Origin of the sequence: Sphingomonas sp. LR59 (genome assembly GCF_036855945.1) — a bacterium.
Taxonomy (GTDB): Bacteria; Pseudomonadota; Alphaproteobacteria; order Sphingomonadales; family Sphingomonadaceae; genus Sphingomonas.
Window position 1 is genome coordinate 3948247 of the sequence record NZ_JASPFL010000001.1, and the last position, 18041, is coordinate 3966287.

Consider the following 18041-nt stretch of genomic DNA (forward strand, 5'->3'; position numbering starts at 1 on the left):
CAACACTTGATCGAGATTGTACAATGGCGAAATGTCCACGAGTCTCAAATGTGAGACGGGGAGACATGATCGGGTCATCGTAAATCCAGAGTTTTCGGGTGTTTGGCGCAGCGACCCGCTGTCGAACGGGGCCATCCCAGCGCTCACGAAACGAGCGCGATCAGTTGCGCCAATCCGTTGGTGCCGGTCTTGGTGACGATCGCGGCGCGGTGGTTCTCGATCGTCTTGATGCTGAGCCCCAGCGCCCCCGCGATCGCCTTGTTGCTATGGCCGCGTACGAGCATGTCGAACACCTGGCGCTCGCGCGTCGTCAGCAACGCGGTACGGCGTGACAGGAGGCGGCGGCTGTTCGACCATGCCACGCCTTCGGCAACCGCGGTCAGCAGGCGATCCTCGTCGATCGGCTTTTCGAGATAGTCGAGCCCGCCATAGCGGCGGACGCTGTCGACCGCGTTAGCGGTGGTCGGCCACGCCGTCATGAACACCAGTGCGACATCCGGATCGAGCTCGCGGACCGCATCGGCAAAGGTGAAGCCATCCATGTCGCCCATCATCACGTCGGAGATGATGCAGGCGGCAGGGTCGCGCGGATAATCGTGTAGCAACGCGATCGGCTCGACGAACGCGCGGGCGGCGTGGCCGTGCCGGGCGAGCAGCCGCGCGACGCTGGCGCCCAGATCGGCGTCATCGTCGAGCACGTACACCGCCGTCGGTCTGGAAGCGATCGAGGTCATGCGGCGTCTCCGACGAGCGTGCCGACCAGCGGGAGCGTGACGACATGCGCGATCCGCGCCAGTCCACGATCGGCGCGGGACAGCGTGCCGCCATGCGCCTCGACGATCGCCTTCGCCACGAGCGAGCCGACGCCCATGCCCTCATGGACGAGGGGGTGATCGGCACAATGATTGACGACGGCGATCGCGATCCGTTCGTCACGCCGGGTCACGGCGATCTCGACCACGCCGTCGTCGGTAGCCTGCACGGCGTTGCGAACCAGATTGACGAGCGCCTGCGCAATTTCGATCTCCTGCGCCAGCACGGTCCACTCGGGATCGACGGGTGCGACCCGGATCGCGACACCCGCGACGCTTGCCTCGGGCCGGGTCAGCGCCGTGACGGTGTCGAGCAGGGTCCCGATCGGCAACAGCGACGGCTCGTCGACCGCGCGACCGCCGAACCGGCGCAGTCGGCGGACCAGCGTCGACAGCGTCGCAGTCTTGCGTTCGATGAGCCGCGCCGTCTCGGCGATATCGGGATCGGCGTTGCCGCTGATCTCGACCAGATGACGCGCCTCGATCGCGAGCGTGGACAGCGGTTGGCTGATCTCGTGGATGACCGCGACCGACATCGCCCGCAGCGTCTTGAGCCGTTCGGCCTGGAACAGCATCCGGTCGCGCCGAGCCACCGCGGCAAGCGCGCGCGCTTCGGCATCGGCGAAACTGCCTGCGAGATACCCGACCACGGCGACTGCAGCGAGGCTCATATGGAGCGCGAGCCGTTGGTCGACGGCCATCGCGCCGGTCGTTTCGGGCAGGACGAGGATCGCGGTGACGACGATCGCGGCCCACGCCGCGGCGCGGCCGAACCGCAACCCGATCCAGGCGATCGCCAGCAATACCGGCGTCGCCGGGATGCCGAGGCCGATCGTCGCCAGCGTTCCGACCAGCCCGAGCGACACGCCAAGCACCAGCACGGCTTCCGCAATATGCCGGTGCGACGGAAACATTGCAGGCATCGCGGTCCTGCCGCTCGACAGATCGGCGATCCAGAGCAGCGGCGGCGCGATCAGCAGGACGCCGAGCATGTCGCCGACCGCAAATCCGGTCAACGACGCGATCACGTCGCGGACATTGGCGACGTTCGTGATGTCGGGCCGCATGATCGACCAGGGCAACGCGAACGCGACGGCGGCCAGCGGCGCCAGAACGGAGGCGAGCCCGAGCGGCATCGGCGCGGTCGCCAGGCTACCGGTGGCGCCATCGGCAACCCGGCGCACCACCGCGACCGCGATGCCGTATGCGAGAACGGGGCTGGCGACACCGATTATACCGCGTGGCCATTCGGGTTGCGTGAACACGACGACCCCGGTCAGGCACTGGACGATGATCTCGGTGATCGCCGCGGCCGGTGCGAGACGCGCGCCGAACCGCCAGAACAAGGCGAGGCGAACCCCGGCAGCCGGAAACCAGAGCGAATAATAGCCAACCCCGCCCCACAGGACCGCCAGCCGGTGCAGCGCGACGAAGATGACGCCGTATCCTGCCAGCACCAGCCATTCGCGCTCGCGCGGCAACCAGCGTGCCTGGCCGTCGCGCGATGGCGCCAGTGCTGCGAGCTCGGCAGCATCGGCGCGTTCGGCGGCGCGTTCGGCGGCACGATCGGCGGCGGTAAGGGGAACGGAAGCCATCCCCGCCTCGATACCGCGAACTACGCCGGGCAGAAGTAGGGAAATACCCGGACAGGAGGCCGCCAGCATGACCGGAGGCCGTGTACCGGGGTATTTCCCGGACTGACGCCGCCGTGTCGCCGCGCTTACCGACGGGGTCCCATCCAGTGTCCGGGAAATGCGATGTCGGCCCACGCACGATGAACTATTATCACAATATCGAGGGTGAACAGATCAGCCCGATGGTCCTGCCGACGATCTCGATCCGCGGCGACGACCTGCTCGGACTGCGGACCGTGAGTACGCCCGGCACGCATGCGCTGGCAAACCTGCGCGTCGACTACCGGCCCATCGACGCCGGGCAGCGGGCGATCGCGCGCGACGGGCATAGCGGGCCGGGGATCTATGCCTGTTTCTGGGACCGGGAGCTTTTCTATATCGGCACGTTTGCGGGTATCGGCCGGCCGACCAATGGCAACGTCGCCCGTGAACGCTGGACCAAGCATATCGCGGGAATGAGCTTTCGCGGTCACGGCGTCACGATCGGCGAACGGGCACTCAACCAGATTGGCGACGACGCGCCGTCCCGCCTCGGCGACCTGCTGTTGGCGGCGGATCGCGCGCGCCTATCGAAGACGGCCGGCGCACTGCAAATGCACTATGAAAAGTTCCGGTTCGCGGCGCGGCACTGGGACGACTTCGCGCTACTCGACGAAGCGATGCTGGCGCGGTTCGCCTTCGTATATTTGCGGCCATCGCTGCACGGTCGGCTGGCGGGGATGGACAAGGCTACGCTCGATCCGCACCTCCGCGCGATGGAGCGAGGGATCGTCGCGTTGCTCGATCCACCCTGCAACTGTGGATCGCTCAATCAGGACGGGGCGCCTGGCCCCGGTATCGCCAACACCGCAGAGGCGATGCGACAGGTCATGGATGCGCACCTGGCCGCGGTGCAGAGCGATCATCCGGAATATCGGTTGATGCCGCGCGGATCGCGTAGGATCTAGCCGCATTACCGGATTCGGGCGGATCTCGGTGCCTTGCCTCGGAGGTGCGATAGGTCGTGCTCATTGTACGTCCGGGGCAAGCGCGGTACGTCCCGCCGGGAACACGGTGCCGTCGAGCGCCGATCGGCGGCCTAACGACACGGGCGAAACATGGATTCCTCGGGCCTTGAGGCCGTTTTTCTCGCAAACCGCGATGCGCTGCTGCGGTTTATCCGCTCGCTCGGCGCGGCCGATGCGGCCGAGGATCTGCTGCACGAACTGTGGGTGCGGATCCAGACGGCGCCGAGCGGGCCGATCGCATCGCCGCTGTCGTATCTGTACCGGATGGCGAACAATCTGATGCTCGATCGCCACCGCGCGGCGCGGCAGGCGGAGAAGCGCGATCGGGCGTGGACCGAGGCGACGGGCGGGCCTTCGCTCGATCGGTCCGAGGAGCCGTCCGCCGAACGCGTCGTGATCTCGCGCCAAGAGGCCGCGCTTGCGGAGGCGGCGTTGCAATCGGTCGGCGACCGGGCCGCGCGGATCTTCCGGCGCCACCGCATCGACGGGGTCGAGCAACGCGCGGTCGCCGCGGAGTTCGGGGTGAGCCTCAGCACCGTCGAGGGCGACCTCCGGAAAGCCTACCGCGCGATGATCGAGGCGAAGCGCCGCTATGAGTCGTGAATCTTCAAGGGCGTACGCGATCGCCTCCGTCTTCGGCTATAGGAGGCCATGATGGCGGAGCATGACGATATCGACGCACGCGCGCTGGACTTGGCGGCGCTGGACTGGGTCGTCCGGACCGGCAGCGATGCGTTCGACGACTGGTCGGCGTTCCAGGCGTGGCTGGAGGCGGACCCGCGTCATGCGGCAGCGTATCATGCGATATCGGCGGATCTTGAGGATATGGCGGCCGCCGTACCGCCCGTCCAGGCCGCGCCGGTCGTCGTGACAGCCGCGCGTCGCCGCTGGCCGGTCTGGGCCGGCGGGGCGATCGCGGCGTCTTTGGCGCTCTTCGTCGGCTATGAAGCGACCCAGACGAGGACGCACCCCTATTCCGTCGAGACGGCGGCGGGGGCGATGCGGACGGTTCGGCTCGCTGACGGCAGCAGCATCGCGATGGGCGGTGCGACGCGGCTGATGCTGGATCGCGACGACCCGCGGATCGCGACGCTGGAACGCGGCGAGGCGATGTTCGTAATCCGGCACGACGATAGCGATCCGTTCGAGGTGAGCGTCGGCGGCGCGCGGCTGGTCGACGTCGGCACCGCGTTCGACGTGAAGTTCGCGCGGGATGAAACACGCGTCGCCGTGTCGGAGGGCGCGGTCGATTACAATCCGGGACGCGAAGGCATCCGGCTCGTAAAGGGGCAGGGGCTGCTCGTGCGCGACGGCACGGCGACCGTCACGGCCGTCGATGTCGCCAGCGTCGGATCGTGGCGCGACAGCGTGCTGGCCTATGAGGGCGCGACGCTGGCGGAGGTGGCGGACGACCTGTCGCGCGCGCTGGGCGTCGACCTGCGCGCCGACCCGACCGTGGCGAAGCGGCCGTTCAGCGGCAGCATCGCGACCGCCAAGCTGGCGGGCGATCCCCGGCTCGCCGCGCCGCTGCTGGGTGTCGCGATCCGCAAGACCGGCGGTCACTGGGTGATGTCCACGCGCTCGTGAGGATGCGCGGATGTCTGGTCGTCGCGGCGCTCGCCGTCGCCGCTCCTGCGCAAGCGGGCCCTCTAACTACTAGAGTGCCGGCGGTCGATTTGCCGGCGGGGCGGCTCGGGGACGCGGTGCTGGCACTTGGGCGGCAGTCGGGAACGAGCATCGTCGTCGGCGATCCGGGGCTATGGGGGCGGCGCGTACCCGCGGTGCGCGGGCGGATGACCGCACGAGAGGCGCTCGATCGGTTGGCGACTGCAGCGAACGCCGATGTCGTCGCAGCGGGACCGCTCGGATGGCGGCTTGTGGGCCGTGCGCCACGTGTCTCCGTTCGGGTGAAGCAGGCTAAACCCGTTCCCGTGGCCTCCGCGACGCTACAAGGTGCGGACGTCGTTGTGACCGGCAGCAAGCGCGACGTCAGGTTGCGCGATTTCGCAGGCCAAGTAGCGTTGCTCGACGGGGTCGATCTCGCGCTCGGCGGTGCGGGCGGGACCGAGGCGATCCTCGCGCGGCTGGCCAGCGTATCGTCGACGCATTTGGGGGCGGGGCGCAACAAGCTGTTCATCCGCGGGATTGCCGATTCCAGCTTCACCGGGCCTACGCAAACGACGGTGGGCCAGTATTTCGGTGACCTGCGGCTGAGCTACAACGCGCCGGATCCCGATCTGCGGCTGTACGATATCGCATCGGTCGAGGTGCTCGAAGGGCCGCAGGGCACGCTGTACGGCGCGGGCTCGCTCGGCGGGATCATCCGTACCGTGCCGAACGCGCCGGAGCTGGGCGCGGTCTCCGCGTCGATCGCGGGCGGGCTCTCGGCGACATGGCACGGCGATCCAGGTGCGGACCTGGGCGCGACGCTGAACGTGCCGCTCGGCGAGCGGGTGGCGCTGCGCGTCGTGGGATACGGGGTGAGCGAGGGCGGGTATATCGACAATCCGGTGCTCGACCGGCGCGACGTCAACCGGACTCGGATCGGTGGCGGACGCGCGATGCTTCGGCTCGATGCGGGGAGCGGCTGGACCGTCGATCTCGGCGGGATCGGGCAATGGACCAAGGGCGACGACAGCCAATATGCCGATCGCGATGCGCCTGCTCTGACACGGTCGAGCGCGATCGTGCAGGGCTTCTCCGCGGATTACATGATGGGGCAGGTCGTCGTATCGGGCGCGATCGGCGGGCTAAAGGTCAGATCCTCGACCGGGATCGTCCGCCAGACGCTGACCGAACGGTACGATGCGACCCTGCCAGTAGTCGATCCGACGCTACCGGTTACCAACGGGCCTGCATTCGGCAGTCCCCTGACGACAGCTGCGGGCAGCCCGCGTGTGTTCGCCCAGCGCAATGCGACCGACATGATCGCGAACGAGACGCGGGTATGGCGGCCGATGCGGAACGGCTTTGGCTGGGTTGTCGGCGGCAGCTTCACGCATAATCGCACGAGATTGTCGCGCTCGCTCGGCCCGGTCGATGCGCCTGCGCCGGTGACGGGCGTGACCAACAGCATCGACGAGGCGACGCTGTACGGCGAGGGTAGCGTGCAACTGGTCCGCGGGCTGACCGCGACGGCGGGCGCGCGCGTCACGCGGGCATCGCTGGCCGGGACTGGTGAGGACATCGCGCCGGCGCGGCTGGAGACGGTTGCGCTGGCCCGCGCGCGCGTGACCGCAGACCGGATCGAGACGAGCGTGCTGCCGTCCGCCTCGCTGATCGCCGCGGTGCTGCCAAAATTGTCGTTGTATGGGCGATATCAACAGGGATTCCGTCCGGGAGGCCTCGCGATCGAGAGCGATTTCGTGCGGCGGTTCGAGAATGATCGCGTGCGGACGCTGGAGAGCGGCGTGCGCTATGGGCTGGCAGGGGTCGACAGCGCGTATCTGTCGGCAAGCGTGTCGCACACGATCTGGCAGGATATCCAGGCGGACTTCATCGACGCCACGGGCCTGCCGAGTACTGCCAATATCGGTGACGGGCGGATCTGGACGTTCAGCGCAACCGGCGGGTGGAAGCCGGTCGCGGGGCTGACGCTCGACGCGGGCTTCACCTACAATGACAGCCGCGTGACCGAACCCAGTGCCAATCTGTTCGTGGCGCTCGCGCGGATGAGCCAGGTGCCGAACATCGCGCGCTACGCCGGGCGGCTGGGGGCGGATTACCGACGCGATGTCGGCCGCGATCTGGAACTGCGGGTCTATGGTTGGGCACGCTATGTCGGTCGATCGCGGCTGGGCGTGGGGCCCGTGCTCGGCGAGGAGCAGGGGGATTATCTCGATACCGCGCTGACCGCGCGGGTCGGGAGGAGTTCGTTGGGGGTGACGCTCGGCGTGACGAACCTGACGGACAGCGTCGGCAACCGGTTCGCGCTGGGGACGCCGTTCCAAGTGGGCAGCGGGCAGATTACGCCGCAGAGACCGCGGACGGTGCGGATCGGGCTGGACGCTGCGTTCTAGCTAACCGTTCGATCCTCCCCCTGGCGGGGGAGGATCAAAGCTCAGACCTTCGCCAGTGCGCGCTGGTCGGCAGGGAGCAGTGCGAGGGCCGTCTTGTAGCAGTCATCGACGTGCGAATTGCCGACCAGCTTCATCGCGCCGAAGCTGATCGTCGCGGCCACCGCCGAGCCCGCAAACGGGATGAACTTCGCCATCGATCCGACCGCCACGCGAGCGCCGACGCGACGCAGCAGGGCGGCGACGATGCGCTTGGTCACCATCCGGCCGATCATCGTGTTGCCCAGACTCGACGCCATCACCAGCGCCTGCTGCGCGAGTTGCGGCTCCATCGTCTTCACCTGATCGTGATCGAGCCCGAAGCGCTTGCTGATCTCGGGCAGGAGCTTGGTAAGCAGGCCGATGTCCGCGACGATATCCGCGCCGGGGATCGGCACCACCGCCGCGCCCGCCGACATCATCGAGCGCGTCGTGACGAGACGCTTGCTGTCGTCGCGGATGCGGTCGAGTTCGGCGATAGTGGTGATCATGCTGGCAATTCCCTGAAATTATCGAGCCGATAACGCGCCGCCGCGATCCTGGTGCCGCGCGATAATGCACCGCAGTTCAAGGTTAGCGGGCCACGCCTCCGTCCTCTCTTCGAAAACACATCGAAAAGGGTTCCGTATGCGTCGTCTCCTGTTGACCACCACCTGCCTGTTTGCCGTGACGACGGGCGCCCATGCGCAGACCGTCATCGACACCAAGCGGACCGATGCGGTGCGGACCTCGACGATCAAGGCAGGCGCGGCCGACAACCTCAAGATCGTCGCGGCCGGGTCGGTCACGCCGACCAGCGGCACCGCGGTGACCGTCGACAGCATCAATTCGGTCGTCAACGAAGGCACGATCCAGGTCACCAACGCCGACGGTTCGACCGGCATCCTCGCCAATGCGGGCACCGGCGGCGGCATCACCAACGCCGCGGCGGGCAAGATCATCATCGACGAGAGCTACACGGCCACCGACACCGACAAGGACGGCGACCTCGACGGCCCGTTCGCGGCGGGCACCGGCCGCACCGGGATCCGCACCGCGGGCGCGTATACCGGCGCGATCGTCAACAGCGGCGCGATCACGATCGAGGGCAACAACTCCGCCGGCATCTGGCTCGGCGGACCGCTGACCGGCGCGTTCACGCATGACGGCCAGACCTCGATCACCGGCGACGGATCGACCGGCGTGCGGATCGCCGACGTCACTGGAAACGTCCGGCTCGCCGGCACGATCGCGGCGATCGGGCAAGGCGCAGTCGCCGCGCGTGTCGATGGCGACATAGCAGGCGCGCTCGTCGTCCAGGGCGCGCTGGGCTCGACCGGCTATCGGTCGGTGACCGCGCCCGCCGATACCAGCAAGCTCGACGCCGACGACCTGTTGCAGGGCGGCTCCGCATTGATCGTCGCCGGCAACGTCTCGGGCGGGATCATCTTCGCGGTCCCGCCAAAGGATGCGAGCACCACCGATACCGACGAGGACAAGGACGGACTGCTCGACAGCACCGAAGGTTCGGCGGCGATCACCTCCTATGGCGCGGCGCCCGCGGTGCAGATCGGCTCGGCAACGCGTACGGTGGCGATCGGTGCGGTGGCGGGCTCTGGCACCGGTTTCGGGCTGATCATCGACGGCGGGATCGCGGGGAGCGGTGTCTATGGCGGCGTCGAAGGCACCGGTCTCGCGATCGGCGGGCTCGGCGGCACGGTGACGATCGCGGGCGGGATCGGCATCAACGGGACCGTGGCGGCGGCGGCGAACGGCGCGAGCGCAACCGCGTTGAAGCTCGGCAGCGGTGCGTCGATCGCTGAGATCCGCAACGCCGGCACGATCTCGGCAGCAGGCGGCGGCACGGCGGCATCGCGCTCGACCGCGGTCCTCGTCGACACCGGTGCCTCGGTCGCGACGATCCGCAACAGCGGCACGATCAAGGCCACCGCGCAGGCCGCCGACGGTACGGCGATCGGCATCCTCGACCGGTCGGGAACGGTGACGCTGGTGGAGAATAGCGGCGGGATCGGCGCAGCGGGTGCGCTCGCCACTTCCGAGCGCAACGTCGCGATCGACCTGTCGGCGAACACCACCGGCACGATCGTCCGCCAGACCGCGGTCGCGACCGGCATTGCCGCGCCCGCGATCGTCGGTGACGTGCGCTTTGGTAGTGGCAACGACCTGTTCGACGTTGCCGACGGCACCGTCGCCGGCACCGCACGGTTCGGCACCGGCAACAACCGGCTCTCGCTCTCAGGCGATGCGACCTTCACCGGCGGCGCGGTGTTCGGCGCGGGCAATGACGCGCTCACGCTCGCCGGTACGTCGGTGTTCAGCGGTGCGGCGGACTTCGGCGGTGGCAGCGATACGCTGACTCTCGGCGGCACCGCGCGCTTCGCCGGCACGCTCGCCAATGCGCAAGGGCTTGCGGTTGCGGTCAATGGTGGCACGCTCGACATCACCAAGGCTGCGTCGATCGCCTCGCTGGCGGTGACTGGCGGCGGCGTGCTGGCGGTAACGCTCGACAAGACCGGGGGCACCGGCACGATGATCCAGGTCGCTGGCACCGCAACCTTCGACAAAGATTCCAAGCTCGCGCTGAAGCTCACCAGCGTTGTCGATGCGGAGGGGCGTTACGTCGTGCTGCGCGCCGGCACGCTGACGGGGGCGGCCAATCTGACCGCGACGACGACCGCGTTGCCCTTCCTCTACAAGGGCAGCATCGCGACCAATACCGGCAACGACCTGACCGTCGACGTGCTGCGCAAATCGTCGACCGAACTCGGCTTCAATCGCTCGCAGGCGTCGGCCTATGATGCGGTCTACAAGGCGCTCGGCAACGACGCGAAGGTCGGCGGCGCGTTCCTCACCATCACCGATGGCGACGCATTCCGGGGCTCGGTCCGCCAGATGCTGCCCGACCATGCCGGCGGCACGTTCGAGGCGGTCACGATGGGCTCGCGCGCGACCGCCCGCGTGCTCGCCGACCCGCACGGCCCGTTCAAGGACGAGGGCAAATGGGGCTATTGGGTGACGCAAGTCGCGTGGGGAACGTCGAAGAGCATCGCCGATACCGCGGGCTATGACATCACCGGCTGGGGCGTTTCGGCAGGCGCGGAGTACAAGACCGGCGTCGGCAATTTCGGCACTTCGCTCGCGTATCTCAACGGCCAGGATGCCGATGACGGGACCGACAATGAAGTGCGGTCGAACCAATATGAGCTGGCCGGATATTGGCGCGGCCACTGGGGCGATCTTCAGACCAATGCGCGCATTTCCGGGGCACGGATAGCGTTTGACGGCACCCGCCAGTTCAGCGGCGCGATCGGCAGCGAGGCGGTCGATCGCACGTCCAAGGGCGACTGGAACGGCACGCTATACTCCGCGTCGGGTGGTGTGTCGTGGGACGGCGGCAAGGGCGTGTTCGTGTTCCGGCCGGTGCTCGCGATCGACTATTACAAGCTCAAGGAGGACGGTTACAGCGAGACCGGTGGCGGCAAGGCGATCGACCTCGTGGTGCGCTCGCGTACGAGCGACGAGTTGGCGGTGACGGCCAGCACGGCGCTGGGGCTGAACTTCGGCGGCTTGAGCCCGGACCAGGGCTGGTTCCGAGTCGAGGCCGAGGGCGGTCGGCGCGAACTGGTCGGTGGGGGACTCGGGGCGACGACGGCGTCGTTCGAGGGCGGGCAGTCGTTCACGCTGACGCCGGAAGAGCGGACCAGCGGCTGGGTCGGCAAGCTGCGCGCGGTCGGCGGCAGCGCGGCGTTCCGGATGGGCGGCGAGTTCGGCGCCGAGCAGCAACAGGGCCGCGTGGCGCTGTCGCTGCGGGCGAGCTTGCAGATCGGGTTGTAAGGCACTTCTGCTCCCCTCCCCTTCAGGGGAGGGGTTGGGGGTGGGGCAGTTCCCCGCGTGAGCCGCCCGTGGTGAAGCCCCACCCCAACCCCTCCCCTGAAGGGGAGGGAGTTTCAGGTGCGCGTCTGCCAGCCGCCCCCTAGCGCGCGGAACAGGTCGACTTGGGCGCCGACGATCCGCGCATCCGCCGCGGCGAGGTCCGTGTCGGTGTCGGCCAGCGTACGTTCGGCGTCGAGGACATCGAGGAAATCGATTTGGCCTTCGCGCTGGCGGGCGCGGGTGATGCGCGCGGCCGTCGCGGCGTTGTCGTGTGCTGACTGGAGCTGCGTGCGGCGATCGAGTTCGCGGGCGTAGTTCGACAGCGCGGTCTCGGTTTCCTCGAGCGCGGTGAGGACGCTGCCGTCGAAATTGGCGAGGGCGCCGCGTGAGTCCGCCTCGGCACCGGCGATCCGCGCGCGGGCCGCCGACTGGTTGAGCGACCAGTTCAGCAGCGGCCCGAGCAGCCAGCGGATCGGCCCGCCGGTGAAGATGTCGCCTACGCTGAGTGCGGTCGAGCCTATCGACCCGCCCAGCGAGATCTGCGGATAGAGTTGCGAGGTCTGGACGCCGATGCGGGCAGTGGCGGCCGCGAGGCGGCGTTCGGCGGCGTGGACGTCTGGGCGGCGCGCGAGCAAGGTCGCGCCGTCGCCGATCGGGATCGGTTGGTCGAGGCGGGGCGTGGTGGTGCGCGCGCCGGCGGTTGCGGGCAGGTCCTGCGGGGTGCGGCCGGTGAGTGTGGCGAGGCGGAAGAGCGCGGCTTGGCGCTCGGCTTCGATCTGCGGGATGTTGGCGGCGCGCTGATCGCGCAGGGCTGCGATGCGGACCTGGTCGAGGCGGGCTGCACGACCGGCGTCGACGCGCTTGCCGGTCAGCGTGTTCGACTTGTCGAGCAGGTCGACGATCCGCCGGGCGACCGCGAGACGTTCGGCGGACGAGGCTGCATCGACATAGGCGCGGGTTGTGGCGGCGACGATCGAGACGCGGACGGCGTCCGCATCGGCCTGCGACGCGCCGACGTCACCGCGAGCGGCTTCGACGTTGCGGCGGACTCGGCCGGCGAGATCTACCTCATAGCTGACGTCGAGCCCGACATCGTAGGTGGCGCGCTCGCGGTCGAGGCCGGGCAGGTTCTGGAGTTGCGAGGTGCGCGCGTAATTGCCGCTGGCGCCGGCGTTCACCTGTGGTTCGCGGTCGGTCTTGGCGCCGCGCAGGGATGCGCGGGCGCTGTCGAGCCGCGCGACCGCGACGCGGAGGTCGGTGTTTGCTGCCAACGCATCCGCGACGAGTCCGTCGAGGACCGGGTCGCGGTACATCCGCCACCAGTCGTTGTCGGGCGCGGTCGCGACGGTGGCGGCGTTGGCGGTGACGAACGACGCCGCCGCCTTGGGTGGGGTGATCGGCGTGACGTAGTCGGGGCCGGCGGCGCAGGCGGCGAGCGTCAGCGCCGAGAGGCTCGCGAGGAGGGCGGACTTCATGGTGCTGGTCCTATTCGGCTGGCTGGAGGGCCGCGGCGGGTGCGGCTGGACGGCGGCGTTCGAATCGCAGTGCCAGCGCCCGTGCGACGACATAGAAGGTGGGGGTGAAGAGCAGACCGAACCCGGTCACGCCGATCATCCCGAAGAACACGGCCGTCCCGAGCGCCTGGCGCAATTCCGCACCGGCACCGGTCGCGATCACCAGCGGCACGGCGCCGAGGATGAACGCGAAGCTCGTCATCAGGATCGGCCGCAACCGGTCCTTCGCCGCGCGGACTGCCGCCTCGACCGGGGTGAGCCCGTCCTGTTCCTCGGCCTGCTTGGCGAACTCCACGACCAGGATCGCGTTCTTGGCGGCTAGCGCAATCAGCACGACCAGACCGATCTGCGTGAGAACGTTGTTGTCCATACCTCGCAGGTTCACGCCGGTCATCGCCGCGAGCAGACACATCGGCACGATCAGGATGATCGCGAGCGGCAACGTCAAACTCTCATATTGCGCCGCGAGCACGAGGAAGACGAACACCACCGCCATGCCGAAGACGAGCGCGGCGGTGCTGCCGGCGGCCTTTTGCTGATAGGCGATGCCGGTCCATTCGTGCGCGTAGCCGGCAGGGAGCGACGCATCGGCGAGCTTCTCCATCGCGACCAGCGACTGGCCCGACGAATAGCCCTTGGCGGTGTCGCCATCGACCTCGACCGCGGGGAAGAGGTTGTAGCGGACGACGCGGTACGGGCCGGTCTTGTCCTTGAACGTCGAAACCGAGCCGACCGGGACCATCTGGCCCGAGTTGGAGCGCGTCTTGAGGTTGGCGATATCCGCGGTGGTGTTGCGGAACGGTGCGTCGGCCTGCGCGGTGACGCGGTAGGTGCGGCCGAGCAGGTTGAAGTCGTTGACGAACGCCGAGCCGAGATAGACCTGCAACGCCTCAAACACGCGCTCCGGTGGGACGCCAAGGAGATTGGCCTTGGCGCGATCGACGTCGGCGAAGATGCGCGGGGTGGCGGTGTCGAAGAACGTGTAGATCTGGGCGAGACCCTTGGTCTGGTTCGCCTGGCCGATCAGCGCGTAACTCGTCTTGCCGAGGTCGGCGTAACCGTGGCCACCCTGGTCCTGCACCATCAAGCGATAGCCGCCGGCCGAGCCGATACCCTGGATCAGGGGCGGCGGGACGATCAGCAGGCGCGCTTCGGTGATGTCGCCGGTCGCTTTCTGCGATTCCGCCATGATGCTCGCGAGCGTAACGCCTAGCTTCTTGCGTTCCTCAAAGCTCTTCAGCGGGATGTACGCGGCGGCCGAGTTGGGAGCGAGCGTCTGCGAGGGGCCGTCGAAGCCCGCGAGCATGACCGCGCCCTTGACGCCGGCGAGCGGCAGGATGCGTTTCGCGACCTTCTGCATGACGGCGTCGGTACGCTCGACCGACGAGCCGGGCGGAAGCTGGATGACGGTCAGGAAGTAGCCTTGGTCCTGTGCGGGAACGAAGCCCGACGGCGTGACCATGAACACGCCGACCGTGACCGCGATCAGCGCGGCATAGGCGGTCATCATCCGCTTCGGCGCGGTGACGAGGCGGGCGGTGAGGCGGGCATAGCTGTCGCTCATCCGCTCGAACCCGCGGTTGAAGGCATCGCCGGCACGCCGCACGGTGCGGGTCAGGCGGTTGCCCGAGTCCGCGGGGGCAGTCGGCTTGAGCAACATCGCGGCGAGTGCCGGCGACAGCGTCAGCGAGATCAGCAGCGAGATGATCGTCGCGGTCGAGATCGTCACCGCGAACTGGCGGTAGAACGCGCCCGACAGCCCGGTGAGGAAGACGGTCGGGATGAACACCGCGCAGAGCACGAGCACGATCGCGACCAGCGCGCCCGACACTTCGTCCATCGATGTGCGCGCCGCCTCCAACGGGGAGAGCCCGTGCTCGAGGTTGCGCTCGACATTCTCGACCACGACGATCGCATCATCGACGACGATGCCGATCGCGAGGACGAGGCCGAACAGCGACAGGTTGTTGAGGCTGTACCCGGCGGCGGCGAGCACCGCGAAGGTGCCGATCAGCGAGACCGGGATCGCCACGATCGGAATGATCGCCGCGCGCCACTTCTGCAGGAAGACGAGAATGACGAGCACGACGAGGATCATCGCTTCGAAGAGCGTGTGCTTCACCGCGTCGATCGACTGCGCGATGAACTCGGTCGGATTGTAGATGACCTTGTATTCGAGGCCCTTGGGGAAGCGCTTCGACATGCTCTCCATCTCGGCGGTGACGGCCTGTGCCGCGCCGAGTGCGTTCGAGCCGGGGCGCTGGAAGACCGCGGCGATGACCGTGGGCTTGCCGCTGAGATAGGTGTTCGCGCCGTAATCCTGCGCGCCGAGTTCGACGCGGGCGACGTCCGAGACGCGGACCTGGCGGCCTTGTGCGTCGGTCCGGATGACGACGTCGGCGAACTGCTTGGGATCGGTCAGGCGGCCCTGCGTCTCGACGTTGAGCTGGAACGCGCTGTTGCCCTTGCCATAGGGCGGCTGGCCGAGCGTGCCGGCGGCGACCTGGACGTTCTGCGCACGCAGCGCCGCGACGATCTCGCCGGCGGTGAGGTCGAGTGCGGCGGCGCGGCCGGGATCGATCCAGACGCGCATCGAATAGTCGCGCGCGCCGAACAGCTGCACGTCGCCGACGCCGTCGATGCGGCTCAGGCGATCGCGGACCTGCGTCAGCGCGTAGTTGGAGATGTAGCCGCGATCGAGAGAGTTGTCGGGCGAGACGAGGTTCACCACCATCAGGAAGTCGGGCGACGTCTTCCGCGTCACCACGCCGAGACGCTGGACGTCTTCGGGCAGGCGGGGGACGGCGACCGCAACACGGTTCTGGACGAGCACCTGCGCAGCGTCGAGGTTGGTGCCGATCTTGAAGGTGACGGTGATCGTGACCTTGCCGTCGCCGGTCGATTGCGACGACTGGTACAGCATGTTGTCGACGCCGTTGATCTCCTGCTCGATCGGCGCGGCGACGGTTTCGGCGACCGTCTCGGCCGAAGCGCCGGGATAGGTCGCGCTGACGGTGACGGTGGGGGGACGATGTCGGGATATTGCGACACCGGCAGCGTCATGTAGGCGATCGCGCCGACGATCGTGATGATCACCGCGATCACGCCCGCGAAGATCGGCCGGGTGATGAAGAAGCGCGAGAAGCGCATGGGAATTTCCTCGGTAGAGGGGCGCGCAGCACCAGCCGTTCCCCGGCGGAGGCCGGGCCCAGTTGGGCGAACAGCAGTGATTAGTTCGAAACGCTATGCCACCTGGGCCCCGGCCTTCGCCGGGGAACGGTGGTTACTTGGAAAGCGTGGCCTCACCCGAGATCGGCTGGACGGACGCTGGCGCTGTCGCACCCGAAGCGACCACGATCCGGCCGACCTTTGGCGCAACTGTCGCGCCGGGCATCGCCATCTGCGTCCCCGAGATGATGATCCGGTCGTTCGGCCCGATCCCCGAGCGCACGATCCGGAGGCCATCGACCACCGGCCCAAGCTCGACCGGCTTCTGGCTCACGACGTTCTTCGCATCGATCGTCAGCAGAACCTTGCGCGCCTGATCGGTCTGCACCGCATCGTCAGGCACCAGCAGCGCCTGTCGCGTCCCGGCATTCGCAAGCCGCATGTTGCCGAACATGCCTGGTGTCAGGAAATACCCCGGGTTGGCGAGGACCGCGCGGCCACGGATCGTCCCCGACCGCTGGTCGAGGCCGTTGTCGGTGAAGTCGAGCTTGCCCTTCCAGCGATGCTCGGTCTCGTCCTGCAACTGGATCTCGACCGCCGCCGGCGTCGCGCCGGGCTGACGCGCACGCTGGGTCTTGAGGTACAGCGCCTCGGAGCCGTCGAAGGTGAAGTAGATCGGGTCGAGCGCGTTGATCGTCGTCAGCACGGTGCCGCCGGTGCCTTCGCCGCCCGCGACCTGGTTGCCCGCATCGACGCGGCGATCGGAGATACGACCGCCGATCGGTGCGCGAACCTGCGTGAAGCCGACATCCAAAGCGCGTGCGCGCTCGCGAGCCTGTGCCGCGGCGAGCGCGGCCTGAGCGGCTTCGAGCCGGCCGCGGAGGGCGTCGACTTCGCCTGCCGAGACCGCTTCGTCGGCAACTAGTCGTTGCGCGCGACCGAGATCGGTGCGGGCCAGCGACAAGGCGCTGCGTGCGCTTGCGACGTTGGCATGCGCCTCGGCGAGCGCCGCTGCGAACGGGCGGGAGTCGATCGTGAAGAGCAACTGGCCCTTGCTGACGATCTCGCCGTCGCGGAAATGGATGCCGGTGACTTCGCCCGCGACGCGCGGACGGATCTCGACCGTCCTGCTCGGTGCGAACCGGCCGACATAATCGTCCCATTCGCTGACCTGCCGCACGAGCGGCGACGCGACCGTGACGGAGGCCGGCGGGGGCGCCGCCATCGCCGCGTCGGGATGATCGAACATCTTCACGCCGACCGCACCGAGCAGCGCGATCGGCACGAGCACCATCGCGCCGCGCTGCCACGCCGGCCGTCGGTGGCGGCCAGCAGGTGGCGACGAAACGACGTCGGCGTCGTTCGCGGCCGTGATCGTGGTCATCTGGTTCACGCTGCGATGCTCCGCTTCTGCTGGATGCCGACGCGCATGCCGGTCACGCTCTCGACGAGCGTTTCGATCTGTGCCTCGGCAAAGCCGGCGGCGAGGAAGTTCTGAATCTCGGCCATCGGCAGCGCGAAACCGCGGCGCCAGGCGTACACCGCGATCCGGCGCAGCGCTTCGAGGCGGGGATCGGCGAGCCGCGACGCGGTGCTCAGGCCAAACAGGCTGCCCATTGCCCGCGACATGCGGCTGGGGCCGGACAGGCTGCGCAACGTGTCGCGCTTGGCGAGGGCGATGACGCTCCATTCCAGCGCGGAAAAGCCGGTCGGGGCAGGGGCCGCCACCGTCTGGGCACGGCTGGTGACGGGTGAGGCGAACATGTTGTCGAGGTCGAGATAAGCCATGGGATTGTCCCCCTTTTGATTTTGGGCAAGCGCTGGCCTTCGTCGGTGGACGGTCCACCGACGTCAGCTGGTCGCAAGGCGTGCGCGGTCGTTGCCGGCACATCCCCGTGCCGCGCTTGCCCGCTTGGAATTTTCGAAAGTTTGGCCGAAGCCTAGGTTTTAACCGTGGTCATGGGTTGGTGTCCCCGGT

At 68.2% G+C, this 18041-nt stretch carries 11 protein-coding genes and 1 pseudogene; 5 read left to right on the plus strand and 7 right to left on the minus strand.

Annotated features, from left to right (window positions below; genetic code table 11):
• Window positions 1–143: 143 nt before the first annotated feature.
• Window positions 144–734: a response regulator transcription factor gene (locus QP164_RS18625; protein WP_132737713.1), complete on the minus strand. Its 591-nt coding sequence runs from the start codon at window positions 732–734 to the stop codon at window positions 144–146.
• Complete coding sequence (locus QP164_RS18630; protein ID WP_333924071.1) at window positions 731–2407, minus strand: ATP-binding protein; 1677 nt, start codon at window positions 2405–2407, stop codon at window positions 731–733. Before QP164_RS18630 ends, QP164_RS18625 begins: the two co-directional genes overlap by 4 nt.
• A gap of 179 nt (window positions 2408–2586) precedes the next feature.
• On the opposite strand from QP164_RS18630, the gene QP164_RS18635 reads away from it, so the two are divergent.
• The 4 genes from QP164_RS18635 (at window position 2587) to QP164_RS18650 (ending at window position 7472) form a co-directional block, all read left to right on the plus strand.
• A complete protein-coding gene (locus QP164_RS18635; RefSeq protein ID WP_333924072.1) occupies window positions 2587–3393 on the plus strand; it encodes a hypothetical protein in 807 nt (268 codons plus the stop codon).
• A gap of 150 nt (window positions 3394–3543) precedes the next feature.
• Entirely contained in the window at window positions 3544–4056 is a 513-nt protein-coding gene (locus tag QP164_RS18640) for a sigma-70 family RNA polymerase sigma factor (RefSeq protein WP_333924073.1), read from the plus strand.
• A 51-nt stretch (window positions 4057–4107) separates the two neighbouring features.
• Window positions 4108–5040 carry a FecR family protein gene (locus QP164_RS18645; RefSeq protein ID WP_333924074.1) on the plus strand — a complete coding sequence of 311 codons (933 nt, stop codon included), beginning with the start codon at window positions 4108–4110 and terminating at the stop codon, window positions 5038–5040.
• A gap of 74 nt (window positions 5041–5114) precedes the next feature.
• Window positions 5115–7472 carry a TonB-dependent receptor gene (locus QP164_RS18650; protein WP_333924075.1) on the plus strand — a complete coding sequence of 786 codons (2358 nt, stop codon included), beginning with the start codon at window positions 5115–5117 and terminating at the stop codon, window positions 7470–7472.
• Between the two features lie 41 nt (window positions 7473–7513).
• Here QP164_RS18650 and QP164_RS18655 read toward each other — a convergent pair whose 3' ends face one another.
• The gene (locus QP164_RS18655) at window positions 7514–7999 is read right to left on the minus strand and encodes a hypothetical protein (RefSeq protein WP_333924076.1); all 486 of its coding nucleotides are present in this window, start codon (window positions 7997–7999) and stop codon (window positions 7514–7516) included.
• A gap of 136 nt (window positions 8000–8135) precedes the next feature.
• Between QP164_RS18655 and QP164_RS18660 the strand changes: the two genes are divergently transcribed.
• Window positions 8136–11342: an autotransporter outer membrane beta-barrel domain-containing protein gene (locus QP164_RS18660; protein ID WP_333924077.1), complete on the plus strand. Its 3207-nt coding sequence runs from the start codon at window positions 8136–8138 to the stop codon at window positions 11340–11342.
• A gap of 113 nt (window positions 11343–11455) precedes the next feature.
• Here the strand turns inward: QP164_RS18660 and QP164_RS18665 are convergent, their stop codons facing one another.
• From QP164_RS18665 to QP164_RS18680, 4 genes and pseudogenes are all read right to left on the minus strand, one after another.
• Window positions 11456–12856, minus strand: coding sequence for a TolC family protein (locus QP164_RS18665; protein WP_333924078.1), 1401 nt, complete (start codon window positions 12854–12856; stop codon window positions 11456–11458).
• Between the two features lie 10 nt (window positions 12857–12866).
• A pseudogene (locus QP164_RS18670) lies at window positions 12867–16045 on the minus strand (efflux RND transporter permease subunit).
• A gap of 133 nt (window positions 16046–16178) precedes the next feature.
• Window positions 16179–17456, minus strand: a complete 1278-nt coding sequence (locus QP164_RS18675) for an efflux RND transporter periplasmic adaptor subunit (RefSeq protein WP_435368368.1) — start codon at window positions 17454–17456, stop codon at window positions 16179–16181.
• Entirely contained in the window at window positions 17453–17851 is a 399-nt protein-coding gene (locus QP164_RS18680; RefSeq protein WP_333924079.1) for a hypothetical protein, read from the minus strand. Before QP164_RS18680 ends, QP164_RS18675 begins: the two co-directional genes overlap by 4 nt.
• Between the last annotated feature and the right edge of the window lie 190 nt (window positions 17852–18041).

What these genes read in the sequence shown, in the direction of transcription:
- QP164_RS18625 (WP_132737713.1), bottom strand. Translation starts at nt 734, where the DNA reads ATGACCTCGATCGCTTCCAGACCGACGGCGGTGTACGTGCTCGACGAT.
- QP164_RS18630 (WP_333924071.1), bottom strand. Translation starts at nt 2,407, where the DNA reads ATGGCTTCCGTTCCCCTTACCGCCGCCGATCGTGCCGCCGAACGCGCC.
- QP164_RS18635 (WP_333924072.1), top strand. Translation starts at nt 2,587, where the DNA reads ATGAACTATTATCACAATATCGAGGGTGAACAGATCAGCCCGATGGTC.
- QP164_RS18640 (WP_333924073.1), top strand. Translation starts at nt 3,544, where the DNA reads ATGGATTCCTCGGGCCTTGAGGCCGTTTTTCTCGCAAACCGCGATGCG.
- QP164_RS18645 (WP_333924074.1), top strand. Translation starts at nt 4,108, where the DNA reads ATGGCGGAGCATGACGATATCGACGCACGCGCGCTGGACTTGGCGGCG.
- QP164_RS18655 (WP_333924076.1), bottom strand. Translation starts at nt 7,999, where the DNA reads ATGATCACCACTATCGCCGAACTCGACCGCATCCGCGACGACAGCAAG.
- QP164_RS18660 (WP_333924077.1), top strand. Translation starts at nt 8,136, where the DNA reads ATGCGTCGTCTCCTGTTGACCACCACCTGCCTGTTTGCCGTGACGACG.
- QP164_RS18665 (WP_333924078.1), bottom strand. Translation starts at nt 12,856, where the DNA reads ATGAAGTCCGCCCTCCTCGCGAGCCTCTCGGCGCTGACGCTCGCCGCC.
- QP164_RS18680 (WP_333924079.1), bottom strand. Translation starts at nt 17,851, where the DNA reads ATGGCTTATCTCGACCTCGACAACATGTTCGCCTCACCCGTCACCAGC.